Source organism: Mycobacterium sp. DHQP2018-32-09 (assembly GCF_058148405.1).
Genome location: NZ_JBYVYK010000001.1, coordinates 271,081 through 284,356, shown reverse-complemented (window position 1 = coordinate 284,356; position 13,276 = coordinate 271,081). Strand labels below are relative to the sequence as shown.

The window sequence follows — 13,276 nt, the reverse complement described above, 5'->3', positions numbered from 1 at the left end:
GCACCGCGTCCTACCGTGGAATCTGGCAGAACTGGTCAGATTCACCGGAAGGGGGGCAGCGCATGCCGCAGGACGAGAATCTCGCTGCCGCCGTCACCATCGCGGCCACCAACGCCGCACAGGACATCGGTGGGTTCATCCGCGCCAAGCGGGAGGCCGCGCAGGTCTCGATCAGGCAGCTCGCCGAGCAGGCCGGCGTCAGCAACCCCTACCTGAGTCAGATCGAGCGGGGATTGCGCAAACCGTCGGCCGACGTGCTCAGCCAGATCGCCAAGGCCCTGCGCGTCTCGGCCGAAGTGCTCTACGTCCAGGCCGGGATGCTCGAGCCGGCCGAGCGCAGCGAGGTACGCGACGCCATCGTCGCGGACGTCGCGATCACGGAGCGGCAGAAGCAGGTGTTGCTGGACATCTACACCTCCTTCAGGCAGCAGAACGAGGCGGTGGCGCTCGAATCGGGTACAGAACCGGTTGCCGCGCCCGGTGAGGAGCCCACCACTGACTGACACCTGTTGCACCCCGTACCGACACCTCACGAACACGGTCCAAGCACACATTCCCAGGAAGGAAGAGACATGGCCGAGAAGAACCAGCCCACCATCGATGACCTGAAGGCCCCGCTGCTCGCCGCCGTCGGCGCCGCCGACCTGGCGCTCGCCACGGTGAACGAGATCGTCGCCGCGCTGCGCGAACGCGCCGAGGAAGCCCGCACCGACGCCGAGGCGCGCGTGGACGAGGCCCGGGCCAATCTGACCAAGCTGCAGGAAGAGCTGCCCGGTCAGGTCACCGAGATCCGCGAACGGCTCAACTCCGACGAGCTGCGCAAGGCCGCCGAGGGCTACGCCGAGAGCGCGACCGCGACCTACAACCGCCTGGTCGAGCGGGGCGAGGCCGCCCTCGAGCGCCTCCGCAGCCAGCCCGGCCTGGAAGAGGCCGCCAGCCGCGTGGAGAGCGTCACCGACCAGGCCGTCGAGCTGACGCAGGACGCGCTCGGCACCGTGGCGACGCAGACCCGCGCCGTCGGTGAGCGTGCCGCCAAGCTGGTCGGCGTCGAACTGCCGAAGAAGGCCGAGCAGGCCGCCGAGCCGGTGAAGGCCGCCGCCAAGAAGGCTCCGGCCAAGGCCCCCGCCAAGAAGGCACCGGCCAAGAAGGCCACGCCGCCCGCCAAGAAGGCGCCGGCCAAGAAGGTCACCCAGAAGTAGGAGCCGGGCCACCGGTTGACGCGAGAGGGCGTAATCCGCCTAGGCTTGAGGCGTGCAGCCTCAGGATCTGGTGGGTTACGTCCTTCTCGCCGTTCAGGTGGGCGCGTTGGCCATGGGCGCCTACGCGTTCATCCATGCCGCGATCCAGCGGACCGACGCCTTCCCGGCGGCCGAGAAGCTGAGCAAGCCGATCTGGCTCGCCATCCTCGGCGGCACCATTCTGTTGGCCTTCATCCTCGGTGCCCCGGTCGGCTCCGCCATCGTCGCGTGCGCGGCGGGCATCTACATCGTCGACGTCCGGCCGAAGGTCCTCGACGTGCAGGGAAAGTCGCACTAGGTGCGCCGCCGTCTCGCGGTCGCGCTGTGCGCGGCCGCCGCGCCTGCGTTGCTGACCATCGCACCGACCCCCGCCTGGGCCGAGCCCATCCCCGCCCCGCCCTACGTCGACCACACGGAGTGGGCCAAGTGGGGTGACCTGTCCAGCCTGCGCGTCTACCCGACGCTCGCGGCCCGCGCGGCGTCCCGGATGCCCGGGACGCAGGCGCAGGGCGACGAGGCCTGGTCGGAGGTGCTCGCCTCGGCGCCCGACGCGGATCTGCCCGGCATGCGGGAGCAGTTCCTGTGCCACTGGCAGTTCGCCGAACTGGGCCAACCGGGTAAGACCAGCTGGAATCTGGAGCCGTGGCGGCCCGAGGTGGACCAGAACACCATGATCGCCACCGGATGCAATCCCGGCGGCACCGAGGAGCCGTTCTGATGGCGCCGTGGACGCGTGGTCGCGTCGCCCGGCTGATCGATCACACGCTGCTCAAGCCCGAGGCCACCGACGCCGACGTCGTCGCGCTCGTCGCGGAGGCGCGCGCGCTCGGGGTGCTCGCCGTCTGCGTCTCGCCGTCGATGGTGCCCAACGTGGCGCGGGCCGACGCGTCGGGCCTGACCGTGGCCACCGTCGCCGGGTTCCCGTCGGGCAAGCACGCGTCCGAGATCAAGGCGCGGGAGGCGGCGCTGGCCGTCGCGGCGGGCGCCGACGAGGTGGACATGGTCATCGACGTCGGCGCCGCCGTGGCCGGCGACTTCGCGGCCGTGCACGCCGACGTCGCCGCCGTCCGCGCGGCCGTCCCCGGCACGGTGCTCAAGGTGATCGTGGAGTCGGCCGCGCTGCTCGAGTTCGCCGGTGAGCAGACCCTCGTCGACGTGTGTCGGGCGGCCGCGGAGGCCGACGCCGACTTCGTCAAGACCTCGACGGGCTTCCACCCCGCGGGCGGGGCGTCGGTCCGCGCCGTGGAACTCATGGCCGCCACGGTGGGCGCGGGAGTGGGCGTCAAGGCCAGCGGCGGCATCCGCACCGCCGACGCCGCGCTGGCGATGCTCGACGCCGGCGCGACGCGGCTGGGATTGTCCGGGTCGCGCGCCGTGCTCGACGCGCTCCCCCCGGACTGATCCGGCTCAGATCCCCGCGAAGCAGTTGTCGTTCTGCGGGGCGCCGCCGGTCGGCATGGCCGCGTTCTGCGCCGAGAACTTGCTCACCACCCCGGTGTCGGTGACCTCGATGCTGTCGGCCTTGATATTGAGCGGGTAATCCTTGGTGAGCTGCGCGCTGAAGGCGTCCAGGGCGGGCTGCACGGCCTCCCGGGGCAGGGTGAAGCCCAGCCCGGTCAGCTTCGTCACCTGCAGGTTGATGCCGCCGTCGACCACCTGCGGCTTGGTGACGATGTCGCCGAGGGCGCCGTTCATGGTCACGGTGCCGTCCGACGGGTTGGTGGTGACGCCGTTGACGAAGCTGCCCACCAGCGGGATGGCGTTCTGCAACGTCTCCTTGATGCCCTCGGCCGTCCACGTGACGGTGGCGTTGAGCGACCCGATGGTGCCCGCGGAGTTCGCGGAATCCGAGACGCGCACGTCGTCGAGGTAGATGTCGGCCTTCATGCCCTTGGCCTCGCGCAGCTGATTGCCGGCGGTGGTGATGTGGATGCCGCTGTAGGTGCCGCTGAAGTGCTGCAGCAGGAACGGCCGGGGCCCGAAGGACACGTCGACCTGGTCCTGCACCACGCACTCGGTGGCGCGCGCGACCTCCTGGTCGCCCAGGTGGCGGGCGTACAACTCGGCGCCCACCAGGCCGGCCAGCGCCAGGGCCAGCACGATCACCACGATCAGCGTGATGGACAGCGGGTCGCGCCGCCGGTTGCCCTTCGACGACGGCGACGGGGGCGGCGACGACGGCGGGGGCGGGGGCGACCCGGCGTCGTACGGCGGCGGCGGGGGTGGCGGCTGGCCGGCACCGTGCGGCTGGCCCGCCGCGGGGGCCTGCTGGGTCGGAGGTTCACCGGCCGGGGAGTTCGGTCCCTGCGGTGGCTGGTTGGCCGGACGGGCCCACGGATCGGTCACGCTCGCGATTCTGCCTTACCCGCACGAGTGAACTCGGTGCGGTTGCGGAGCACCGCGACGCCGTCGCGGACCGGTTCGACGGCGGCGGGGTCGACGTCGGCCACGAGCAGCCCGGGTTCTGCCCCCGCGGCGTCGACGACGTCGCCGGTGGGGGACACCACGATGCTGCCGCCCACGCCGGTGGGGCCGACGGCGGCGACCTCCTCGCCCGGGTAGGCCTGGTCGACGGCCGCGATCCAGCTCTGGGTGTCCAGGGCGCGGGCGCGGGCCAGCAGCGTCCACTGCTCGAGCTTGCCCGGCCCCGACCCCCAGGAGGCGTGCACGGTGATCACCTGCGCACCGCGCAGTGCGAGTTCGGTGAACAGCTCGGGAAAGCGGATGTCGTAGCACGTGGTGAGGCCCACGCGGACGCCGTCCACGTCGATCGTGACGGGCTCGAAACCCGGTGCGACGGTGCGGGATTCGCTGAAGCCGAACGCATCGTAGAGGTGGATCTTGTGGTAGTGGGCCTCGACGCCGGGGCCGGTGGCCACCAGGGTGTTGGTGACGCGGCCGTCGTCGGCCGGGCAGAACGTGCCCACCACCACCACGACGCCGTGCTCGGCGGCGATCCGGCGCACCCCGGTCACCCAGGGACCGTCGAGCGGCTCGGCGACGGGCGCCAGCGGCACCCCGAAGCGACACATCGTGGCCTCGGGGAACAGCACCAGCGAGGCGCCGGCAGCGGCTGCGCGGCGGGTGAGGTCCGCCACCAGCTCGAGGTTGGCCGCCGGGTCGGTGCCTGCGACGAGCTGCGCGAGAGCGATCCGCATGGTCGCCAGGGTAACCGCGGCCGGCGCGGCGCTACCTTGGTCGCCGGCCCCGGGCTCAGTGCTGCCTGGTCGCCGGCCCCGGCGCTGCGCTGCCTGGTCGCCGGCCGCCGGCTCGGTGCTGCCTGGTCGCCGGTCCCGGCTCTGCGCTGCCTGGTCGCCGGTCCCGGCTCAGTGCTGCCTGGTCGCCGGTCCCCGGCTCAGTGCGGCGCGACGAACTCCCACGGGACCGCCAGCACGCCGTCGCGCAGCCGCCTGCGGGCGGGTGTCACGGGGAGGCCCTGCACGCGGAGTGCGTCGACCATCGCCCGCCACCGCACGCGCGGCCCGAACACGCCCTGCGCAGCGGCGCCTGCCCACGCGCGGTCGGCGGCCGTCAGGAAGTCGTGGATCGGCTGGCCCGCGACGTTGTGGTGGATCAGCACCTTGGGGAGGCGTTCGGCCAGATCCGACGGGCGGTCGACGGCGAACGGGTCGCACGCCAGCACCAGCTGCCGGGGGCCGCCGGCGTCCATCACCACCCAGCAGCAGCGCCTGCCCAGCTCGTCGCACGTCCCGTCGATCACCAGGCCTCCGGGCGCCAAGCCACGCCGCAGCAGGGCCCACGCCGCCGGCACGTCGGCGGCGTCGTACTGCCGCAGCACGTTGAACGCGCGGACCAACACCGGTGTCAGGCCTGCCAATTCGAAGCCGCCGAGCGCGAAGTCGACACCGGGGGCCGTGACCTCGCGGGCGCGGGCCACCCGTTCCGGGTCGATCTCCAGGCCGACGACGCGGACGTCGTCGCGCACCGTGCGCAGGCGATGCGCCAGCTCCAGCGTCGTCACGGGCAGCGCGCCGTAGCCCAGATCGACCACCAGCGGGTCGGCCGCGGACCGAATCGCGGCCCGCACCGCAGGGGAGTGCACCAGCCAGCGGTCGCTGCGGCGCAGCCGGTTGTGGCCCGTGGTGCCGCGCGTCAGCCTGCCGACGGGACGGCGTGCCGATTCCATGTCGAGGCAGCCTGATTCAGTGGCTGCGCAGCCACTCCGTGGTGAACCGCTGCTCGGCCCGCACCAGCTCCGCGAGCTGGCTGCCGATGAAGCCCTCGACCTTGCCGCCGACGAGGGGGATGCGCACCTCGACGGAGACGGTCAGCCGCAGCCGCGCTCCCGTGCCCGCCGCCGCCAGCGTCGCGGTGCCGGTCAGCGTGGCGGGCGCGCGGGTGATCGATCCCTTGATGGTGGCGTCGGCGCTGCCGTCGCGCACCGAGGTCCAGGACTCCTCCCGCACGAAACTCAGGTCGCCGTGGTGGAACTGCGCCACCAGCGCGGGCAACCGGCTGGCGTAGAGGGTTTGGGTGGTGACCACGGCGGTGCCGCCGTCGGCGGTGGCGGTCATGCCGTCGAGCGTGGCCTCGTCGGACCCCGAATCGGCCAGCCGCGCAAGCCAGTAGGACCGATCGCCGAATGCGTCCCGGACCTCGTCGACGCCTTCCTCGTACTCGGCGACCAGGTCGAAGGAGCGTGGCATAAGCAACCAAGTTAGCTCACGCTACGGTGGTCAACCGTGGTCGGTGCGGATATCGCGGGGGCGGCGGTCGAGCGGGCCGTGGCGTTGGCGCCGCTGACGACGTTGCGCGTGGGTCCGGTCGCCGACCGGCTGATCACGTGTACGTCGACGCAGCAGGTCGTCGACGTGCTCCGCGTCGTCGACGGCGACGTGCCCGCCGATCGCGTGCTCGTCCTCGGGGGCGGCTCCAACGTGGTGCTGGCCGACGACCTGGTGGATCTGACCGTCGTGCGGCTGGCCAATGCGGCGGTGACGGTGTCGGGGGACCGGTTGCGCGCCCAGGCCGGCGCGGTGTGGGACGACGTGGTGGCCGAGTCGCTGCGGCACGGTCTCGGCGGGCTGGAGTGCCTGTCGGGCATCCCCGGGTCGACGGGGGCCACGCCGGTGCAGAACGTGGGCGCCTACGGCGTCGAGGTCGCCGACGTGATCACCCGCGTGCGCTGGTACGACCGCGAGCGCGGCGTCGACGAGTGGGTGCCCGCCGACGCGCTGGGATTCGGCTACCGCCACAGCGTGCTGAAGAACTCGCCGCACGCCGTGGTGCTCGAGGTCGAGTTCGCCCTCGACGCGGCCGGGCGCAGCGCCCCGCTGAGATACGGCGAGCTGACCACGGCGTTGGACGTCGAGCCCGGCTCGCGCGCCGATCCCGCCCGGGTGCGGGCGGCCGTGCTGGCGTTGCGGCGGCGCAAGGGCATGGTGCTCGACGACGCCGACCCCGACACGTGGAGCGTCGGCTCGTTCTTCACCAACCCCGTGGTGGCCGAGGCCGACTATCGGCGCATCGCCGCTGCCGCCTCGGGCCCGGTGCCGCACTATCCGGCCGCCGACGGGGTCAAGCTGGCCGCGGGGTGGCTGGTGGAGCATGCCGGCTTCGGGAAGGGCTTCCCCGACCCCGGCGCGCCCGCACGGCTGTCGACCAAGCATGCGCTGGCGTTGACCAACCGGGGTGGCGCGCGTACCGCCGACGTGTTGGAGCTGGCCAGAACCGTCCGCGACGGGGTAGACAGGGTGTTCGGGATCGAACTCACACCGGAGCCGTGTCTGATCGGGTGCGCGCTCTAGGTACCCTTGGTCCACGTGACCATCAACAGGCGCCAGGCGCTGACCGCGATCGCGGTGGGGACGTCGGGTTTTCTGGCGGCGTGCGCCCAGGGTTCGGTGATCGGCGGTTCCGGCGGTACGGCGACGTCGGACGCCCCGAAGTCCGCCGAGGTCACCTTCAGCCCCGCCAATGCGGCCACCGACGTGCCGCCCACCTCGCCCGTCGGCGTCAAGGTCACCAACGGCAAGCTGCAGCAGGTCACGCTGACCAACCCCAACGGCAAGGTGGTCGCGGGCACCATCAACCGGGAGCGCACGGCGTACACCACCACCGAGCCGCTCGGCTACGGCGTGGAGTACACCTGGGGCGGCTCGGCCGTCGGCGACGACGGCAAGCCCGTGCCGATCAAGGGGGCGTTCACCACCGTCGACCCGGTCAAGCAGGTCAGCGGGCAGTTCCAGCTCTCCGACGGGCAGACCGTCGGCGTCGCGGCGCCCATCATCCTGCAGTTCGACGCGGCGATCGACGACGACGCCCGCAAGACCGTGGAGAAGGCGCTCACCGTCACCACCCAGCCGCCCGTCGAGGGCAGCTGGGCCTGGCTGCCCGACGAGGCCGGCGGCTCGCGCGTGCACTACCGCACCAAGGAGTACTACCCCTCGGGTACGCAGGTGCACGTCAAGGCCAACCTCTACGGCGTCCCGTTCGGCAACGACCACTACGGTGCCTCCGACGTCACGCTCGACATCGCGATCGGCAGGCGCCAGGTGGTCAAGGCCGACGCCACCAGCCACCGCGTCCAGGTGCTCGACGAGCAGGGGGCGGTGATCATGGACTTCCCGTGCAGTTACGGCGAGGGCGACCTGGACCGCAACGTGACGCGCAGCGGCATCCACGTGGTGACCGAGAAGTACGAGGACTTCTACATGTCCAACCCGGCGGCCGGCTACACCAACGCCCACGAGCGCTTCGCCGTGCGGATCTCCAACAACGGCGAGTTCATCCACGCCAACCCGGCCAGCTCGGGTGCGCAGGGCAACACCAACGTCACCAACGGCTGCATCAACCTGTCCACCTCCGACGCCCAGCAGTACTTCAACACGGCGGTGTACGGCGACCCGGTGGAGGTCACGGGCACCCGCATCCAGCTGTCCTACGCCGACGGTGACATCTGGGACTGGGCCGTGTCGTGGGACGAGTGGAAGGCCATGTCGGCGCTGTCGGAGGCGACGCCGCCGTCGAACGTCCCGGTGACGGCGCCGGTGACGCCGAGCAGTGCGCCCACCCTGTCGGGGACGCCCACCACGACGCCGCCGGTCCCGGTGACCAGCGCACCGGGCGGCTGAGCGGCGCTCACGTCCGGCGGTTCCACCGCCCGTGCGGCGCCTGGTCGCGCGGGCGCATGACGACGGTGTCGATGTCGACGTGCGGGGCCCGCGACGCCACGAAGCCGACGACGTCGGCCACGTCCTGTGCGGCCAGCGGCGTGATGCCCGCGTACACCTGGGCCGCGCGCTCCTGGTCGCCCTCGAAGCGCACCAGGGAGAACTCGGTCTCCACCGCGCCCGGTGCAATCTCGGTGAGCCGCACCGGTTTTCCCAGCAGCTCGCCGCGCAGCGTGCGGTGCAACGCCCCCTGGGCGTGCTTGGCCGAGGTGTAACCGGAGCCGCCGTCGTAGGTCTCGAACGCGGCGATCGAGGTGATGGTGACGACGAGCCCGTCGCCCGAGGCGACCAGCTGCGGCAGCAGTGCCCGCGTCACGCGCAGCGTGCCCAGCACGTTGGTCTCCCACATCCATCGCCAGTCGTCCAGGTCGGCCTGGGCCACGTGCGCCAGGCCCTTGGCGCCGCCGGCGTTGTTCACCAGGACGTCGACGCGGTCCAGTTGGGCGGCCAGCGCGTCCACCGACTCCTGGTCGGTGACGTCCGTCACGATCGCGGTGCCGCCGACGGCGTCCGCGACGGCGCGCACCCGGTCTTCGCGGCGGGCCGCGCAGACCACCTTGAACCCAAGCGCTGCAAGGGTTTTGGCCGTCGCCTCACCGATGCCGGAGCTGGCTCCGGTGACGACGGCCACGCGTTCGCGAGATTCGGAAGTGGTCATTCCCCCGACTCTAGTCAGCGTGCTACCTTTGCCGACGTGTCCTCGTTCCAGGCTTCCCGCAACGCCGCCCGGCGTGCGTGTTGTCGTCGTCGCGCTCTTCGCCGCGCCTGACGGGACCCGCTGACGTCGATCGTCTGAGCTGAGTCGCAGGTGTGGCTTCGAACCCACCAGCCCCGATGACTCACCCAGGACGACGAATGACCGCCTCCATCGCCACCCCGATCTCCACCCCTGCCCGCGCCGCGGCGCGTTCACTGCATGCCCGCCACCACGTCGTCGCGCCCGCGCTGCGCGTGGCCGATGCCGCGGCCGCGGCCGTGTTCGGCGCGGCGCGGGTGCGCGGGCCCATCGCCCGCGACGTCATCGCCAAGGTCACCGGGCTGTCCATCGCCACCGTGAACCGCCAGGTCACCGCTCTGCTGGATGCCGGAATCCTGCGTGAGCGCGCAGATCTCGCGGTGTCGGGCGCCATCGGCAGGCCGCGGGTGCCCGTCGAGGTGAACCACGAGCCCTATCTGACACTGGCGGTGCACATCGGCGCCCGCACCACCAGCATCGCCGCCACCGACCTGCTGGGCCGCACCCTCGACGTCGTCGAGACGCCGACACCACGGGGAACGCAGGCCGCCGCGCTGGCCGCCCTGGCCGACAGCGCGCGGCGCTACCTCGCCCGGTGGCACCGCAGGCGGCCCCTGTGGGTCGGCATCACCGCGGGCGGCGTGGTCGACAGCGCATCCGGCACCGTCGAGCACCCGCGGCTCGGTTGGTCGGGTGCGCCCGTCGGCCCGGTGCTGGCGGAGGCGCTGGGCCTACCGGTGTCGCTGGCCTCGCACGTCGACGCGATGGCCGGGGCGGAGCTGCTGCTCGGGGCGCGCCGCGGGCCCGGACGGGCGACGCCGGAGACCGGCACCAGCCTGTACCTCTACGTCCGCGAGACCGTCGGCTACGCGCTGTCGATCGACGGCCGCGTGCACTCGCCCACCAGCGGGCCGGGAACCATCGCGGCGTTGCCCGTGCACAGCGAGATCCTCGGTGGCAGTGAACAATTGGAGTCCACCGTCAGTGATCAGGCCGTGGTGGCCGCCGCCCGCAGGCAACGCCTCCTGCCCGCCGAGGGGCCGGCGTCGACCATCGGCGCGGTGTATCGCGCCGCCCGCGCCGGCGACCCCGGGGCCGTCGCCCTGCTCGCCGAACGGTCCCGTGTGCTCGGCGAGTCCGTCGCGCTGCTGCGCGACATGCTCAACCCCGACGACCTCGTCGTCGGCGGGCAGGCCTTCACCGAGTACCCGGAGGGCATCCCGCTGGTCGAACGGGCCTTCGCCCGGCGCACGGTGCTGGGGGTGCGCGGCATCCGCGTGACGTCGTTCGGCAACCGCGTGCAGGAGGCGGGCGCAGGCGTGGTGTCGCTCGGCGGGCTGTACGCCGATCCGATCGGGGCCATGCGGCGCGCCGCGGCCAGGCGCCCGGAATCGGCCTGACCGGCCACCGCTGACGAGGGCGAACATCCCGCGGTGTAAGGATGGGGTGGTGCGTGTCGCCGTCCTGTCGGTCCATACCTCACCGCTGGCCCAGCCGGGTACCGGTGACGCCGGCGGAATGAACGTCTACGTCCTGCAGAGCGCGCTCGAGATGGCGCGCCGCGGCGTGGAGGTCGAGATCTTCACCAGGGCCACCACCTCCAGCGACGCACCGGTGGTGCGCGTCGCGCCGGGCGTCCTGGTCCGCAACGTCGTCGCGGGCCCGTTCGAGGGGCTGGACAAGAACGATCTGCCCACCCAACTGTGTGCGTTCACGGCCGGGGTGCTGCGCGCCGAGGCGACCCACGAGCCGGGGTACTACGACGTGGTGCACTCGCACTACTGGCTCTCCGGGCAGGTCGGCTGGCTGGCCCGCGACCGGTGGGCGGTGCCGCTGGTGCACACCGCGCACACCCTGGCCGCGGTCAAGAACGCGTCCCTGGCCGCAGGAGACCAGCCCGAACCGCCGTTGCGCGCGGTCGGGGAGCAGCAGGTGGTCGACGAGGCCGACCGTCTGATCGTCAACACCGAATACGAAGCGCGCGAACTGGTTTCGCTGCACCACGCCGATCCGGACCGCATCGACGTGGTGCACCCCGGTGTCGACCTGCAGACCTTCACGCCAGGCGATCGCGACGCCGCCCGCGCCGCGCTCGGGCTGTCGGTCGACGAGCAGGTGGTGGCATTCGTGGGCCGCATCCAGCCGCTCAAGGCGCCCGACGTGCTGCTGCGCGCGGCGGCCCTGCTGCCCGGCGTCCGCGTGGTGATCGCGGGCGGCCCGTCCGGTTCGGGCCTCGCCAATCCCGACGGTCTGGTTCGGCTTGCCGCAGAGCTGGGTATCACCGAACGCGTGACCTTCCTTCCTGCCCAGAGCCGCGATCGACTGGTCGAGCTGTACCGGGCCGCCGACGTCGTCGCCGTCCCCAGTCATGCCGAGTCGTTCGGGTTGGTGGCCGTCGAGGCGCAGGCCTGCGGCACCCCCGTCGTCGCGGCCGCGGTCGGCGGCCTGCCGGTGGCCGTCCGGGACGGCGTCAGCGGTGCGCTGGTGCGCACGCACGACGCCGACGACTGGGCCGCCGCCCTCGACGGCGTACTGCGCCAGGGCAGGGGTGCCCTGGCCGGCGCCGCCCACGCGCACGCCGCGACGTTCTCCTGGGGGCACACCGTCGACGGCCTGCTGGCCAGTTACGGGCGGGCGATCAGCGAGCACCAGGCGCGGCACGCCCGCCGCGACGTGGCACCGCGCCGGGACCGCCGCCGGTTGTCGCTGCGGCGCGGGGTGCGCGCATGACCACCGCACACGACATCCGCCACACCATCGAGGACACGCTCAAGCAGCACGACCTCGAGTACTCGTTCCACCAGGGCGGCCGCAATGGCGAACCCGGCGTGGTGGTGGCGCTGCCGGGGGAACGCAAGCTCAAGACCAACACCATCCTGCGCATCGGCGACCACTCGGTGCGGGTCGAGGCGTTCGTGTGCCGTCGGCCCGACGAGAACGCCGAGGGCGTCTACCGCTTCCTGCTGCGCCGCAACCGCAAGCTCTACGGCGTGAGCTACACGTTGGACAACATGGGTGACGTGTACCTGGTGGGCCGGATGGCGCTGCACGCCGTCACGCCCGACGAGATCGACCGCGTGCTGGGCCAGGTGCTCGACGCCGTCGACTCCGACTTCAACACGCTGCTGGAACTGGGCTTCCGCTCCTCGATCCAGAAGGAGTGGGAGTGGCGGGTCTCCCGCGGTGAGTCGTTGAAGAACCTCAAGGCGTTCGAGCACCTCATCGACGAGGGCGACGACGGCGAGGCGGGTCCCTAGCTTCGGGACGCTCCCGCCATTTCGGCGCCGGCGGTCGCCGCGCGACGCGCTCCGCCATGACAGGATGACGTCATGGCCACGCTGGTGCTGCTCCGCCACGGCGAGAGCGAATGGAACGCGAAGAACTTGTTCACCGGTTGGGTGGACGTCGACCTCACCGACAAGGGGCGTGCCGAGGCGGCGCGCGGCGGCACGCTGCTCGCCGAGCAGGGCGTGCTGCCCGACGTGCTGTACACCTCGCTGCTGCGCCGCGCCATCACCACCGCGCACCTGGCCCTCGACGCCGCCGACCGGCTGTGGATCCCCGTGCACCGCAACTGGCGGCTCAACGAGCGTCACTACGGCGCGCTGCAGGGTCTGGACAAGGCCGAGACCCTGGCCAAGTACGGCGAAGAGCAGTTCATGGCCTGGCGCCGCAGCTACGACACCCCGCCGCCACCCATCGAGAAGGGCAGCGAGTTCAGTCAGGACGCCGATCCCCGCTACGCCGACATCGGCGGGGGGCCCCTCACGGAGTGCCTCGCCGACGTGGTGGAGCGGTTCGTGCCCTACTTCGAGCAGGCCGTCGTCCCCGATCTGCGGGCCGACCGGACCGTGCTGATCGCCGCTCACGGCAACTCGCTGCGCGCCCTGGTGAAGTACCTCGACGGCATGTCCGACGCCGACGTCGTCGGGCTGAACATCCCCACCGGCATCCCGCTGGTCTACGAGTTGGACGGCGACCTCAAGCCGACGGTGCCGGGCGGCCGGTACCTCGATCCCGAGGCTGCGGCCGCGGGGGCGGCCGCGGTGGCCGCGCAGGGCGCGAAGTAGGTCGGCGAGTGCGGTCCGGCCGGTTCGGCTGAACGCGGG

General features: G+C 72.2%; 16 protein-coding genes. 11 read left to right on the top strand and 5 right to left on the bottom strand.

Annotated features, from left to right (window positions below):
• The first annotated feature begins 62 nt into the window (after nucleotides 1-62).
• From AC30CM_RS01355 to deoC, 5 genes are all read left to right on the top strand, one after another.
• Nucleotides 63-503 carry a helix-turn-helix domain-containing protein gene (locus AC30CM_RS01355; RefSeq protein ID WP_490115003.1) on the top strand — a complete coding sequence of 147 codons (441 nt, stop codon included), beginning with the start codon at nucleotides 63-65 and terminating at the stop codon, nucleotides 501-503.
• Between the two features lie 69 nt (nucleotides 504-572).
• The gene (locus AC30CM_RS01350; protein ID WP_490115002.1) at nucleotides 573-1,199 is read left to right on the top strand and encodes a heparin-binding hemagglutinin; all 627 of its coding nucleotides are present in this window, start codon (nucleotides 573-575) and stop codon (nucleotides 1,197-1,199) included.
• A 52-nt stretch (nucleotides 1,200-1,251) separates the two neighbouring features.
• Nucleotides 1,252-1,536: a DUF2516 family protein gene (locus tag AC30CM_RS01345; protein WP_490115001.1), complete on the top strand. Its 285-nt coding sequence runs from the start codon at nucleotides 1,252-1,254 to the stop codon at nucleotides 1,534-1,536.
• Nucleotides 1,537-1,956, top strand: coding sequence for a DUF2599 domain-containing protein (locus tag AC30CM_RS01340; RefSeq protein ID WP_490115000.1), 420 nt, complete (start codon nucleotides 1,537-1,539; stop codon nucleotides 1,954-1,956).
• The gene (gene deoC, locus AC30CM_RS01335; protein ID WP_490114999.1) at nucleotides 1,956-2,639 is read left to right on the top strand and encodes a deoxyribose-phosphate aldolase; all 684 of its coding nucleotides are present in this window, start codon (nucleotides 1,956-1,958) and stop codon (nucleotides 2,637-2,639) included. The genes AC30CM_RS01340 and deoC overlap by 1 nt, the downstream gene beginning before the upstream one ends.
• A 6-nt stretch (nucleotides 2,640-2,645) precedes the next feature.
• Here deoC and AC30CM_RS01330 read toward each other — a convergent pair whose 3' ends face one another.
• The 4 genes from AC30CM_RS01330 to AC30CM_RS01315 form a co-directional block, all read right to left on the bottom strand.
• Nucleotides 2,646-3,584 (bottom strand): LmeA family phospholipid-binding protein, encoded by a 939-nt coding sequence (locus AC30CM_RS01330; protein WP_490114998.1) that lies wholly within the window; start codon nucleotides 3,582-3,584, stop codon nucleotides 2,646-2,648.
• Nucleotides 3,581-4,396 carry a carbon-nitrogen hydrolase family protein gene (locus tag AC30CM_RS01325; protein ID WP_490114997.1) on the bottom strand — a complete coding sequence of 272 codons (816 nt, stop codon included), beginning with the start codon at nucleotides 4,394-4,396 and terminating at the stop codon, nucleotides 3,581-3,583. Before AC30CM_RS01325 ends, AC30CM_RS01330 begins: the two co-directional genes overlap by 4 nt.
• 197 nt (nucleotides 4,397-4,593) lie before the next feature.
• Nucleotides 4,594-5,385, bottom strand: a complete 792-nt coding sequence (locus AC30CM_RS01320) for a class I SAM-dependent methyltransferase (RefSeq protein WP_490114996.1) — start codon at nucleotides 5,383-5,385, stop codon at nucleotides 4,594-4,596.
• 16 nt (nucleotides 5,386-5,401) lie between these two features.
• Entirely contained in the window at nucleotides 5,402-5,905 is a 504-nt protein-coding gene (locus tag AC30CM_RS01315; RefSeq protein WP_490114995.1) for a DUF2505 domain-containing protein, read from the bottom strand.
• A 36-nt stretch (nucleotides 5,906-5,941) separates the two neighbouring features.
• Between AC30CM_RS01315 and AC30CM_RS01310 the strand changes: the two genes are divergently transcribed.
• Complete coding sequence (locus AC30CM_RS01310; RefSeq protein ID WP_490114994.1) at nucleotides 5,942-7,006, top strand: UDP-N-acetylmuramate dehydrogenase; 1,065 nt, start codon at nucleotides 5,942-5,944, stop codon at nucleotides 7,004-7,006.
• 15 nt (nucleotides 7,007-7,021) lie between these two features.
• Nucleotides 7,022-8,332 carry a L,D-transpeptidase gene (locus tag AC30CM_RS01305; protein ID WP_490114993.1) on the top strand — a complete coding sequence of 437 codons (1,311 nt, stop codon included), beginning with the start codon at nucleotides 7,022-7,024 and terminating at the stop codon, nucleotides 8,330-8,332.
• A 7-nt stretch (nucleotides 8,333-8,339) separates the two neighbouring features.
• Here AC30CM_RS01305 and AC30CM_RS01300 read toward each other — a convergent pair whose 3' ends face one another.
• On the bottom strand, nucleotides 8,340-9,089 hold the full coding sequence (locus AC30CM_RS01300) for an SDR family NAD(P)-dependent oxidoreductase (protein ID WP_490114992.1): 750 nt from the start codon (nucleotides 9,087-9,089) through the stop codon (nucleotides 8,340-8,342).
• A 197-nt stretch (nucleotides 9,090-9,286) separates the two neighbouring features.
• Between AC30CM_RS01300 and AC30CM_RS01295 the strand changes: the two genes are divergently transcribed.
• The 4 genes from AC30CM_RS01295 to AC30CM_RS01280 all read left to right on the top strand — a co-directional run bounded on the left by AC30CM_RS01295 (nucleotide 9,287) and on the right by AC30CM_RS01280 (nucleotide 13,237).
• On the top strand, nucleotides 9,287-10,567 hold the full coding sequence (locus AC30CM_RS01295) for an ROK family protein (protein ID WP_490114991.1): 1,281 nt from the start codon (nucleotides 9,287-9,289) through the stop codon (nucleotides 10,565-10,567).
• A 10-nt stretch (nucleotides 10,568-10,577) separates the two neighbouring features.
• Entirely contained in the window at nucleotides 10,578-11,897 is a 1,320-nt protein-coding gene (gene mshA / locus AC30CM_RS01290; protein ID WP_490115050.1) for a D-inositol-3-phosphate glycosyltransferase, read from the top strand.
• Nucleotides 11,894-12,424: a type III secretion system chaperone family protein gene (locus AC30CM_RS01285; protein ID WP_490114990.1), complete on the top strand. Its 531-nt coding sequence runs from the start codon at nucleotides 11,894-11,896 to the stop codon at nucleotides 12,422-12,424. Before mshA ends, AC30CM_RS01285 begins: the two co-directional genes overlap by 4 nt.
• 72 nt (nucleotides 12,425-12,496) lie before the next feature.
• Nucleotides 12,497-13,237: a phosphoglyceromutase gene (locus AC30CM_RS01280; RefSeq protein WP_490114989.1), complete on the top strand. Its 741-nt coding sequence runs from the start codon at nucleotides 12,497-12,499 to the stop codon at nucleotides 13,235-13,237.
• Nucleotides 13,238-13,276: the final 39 nt, after the last annotated feature.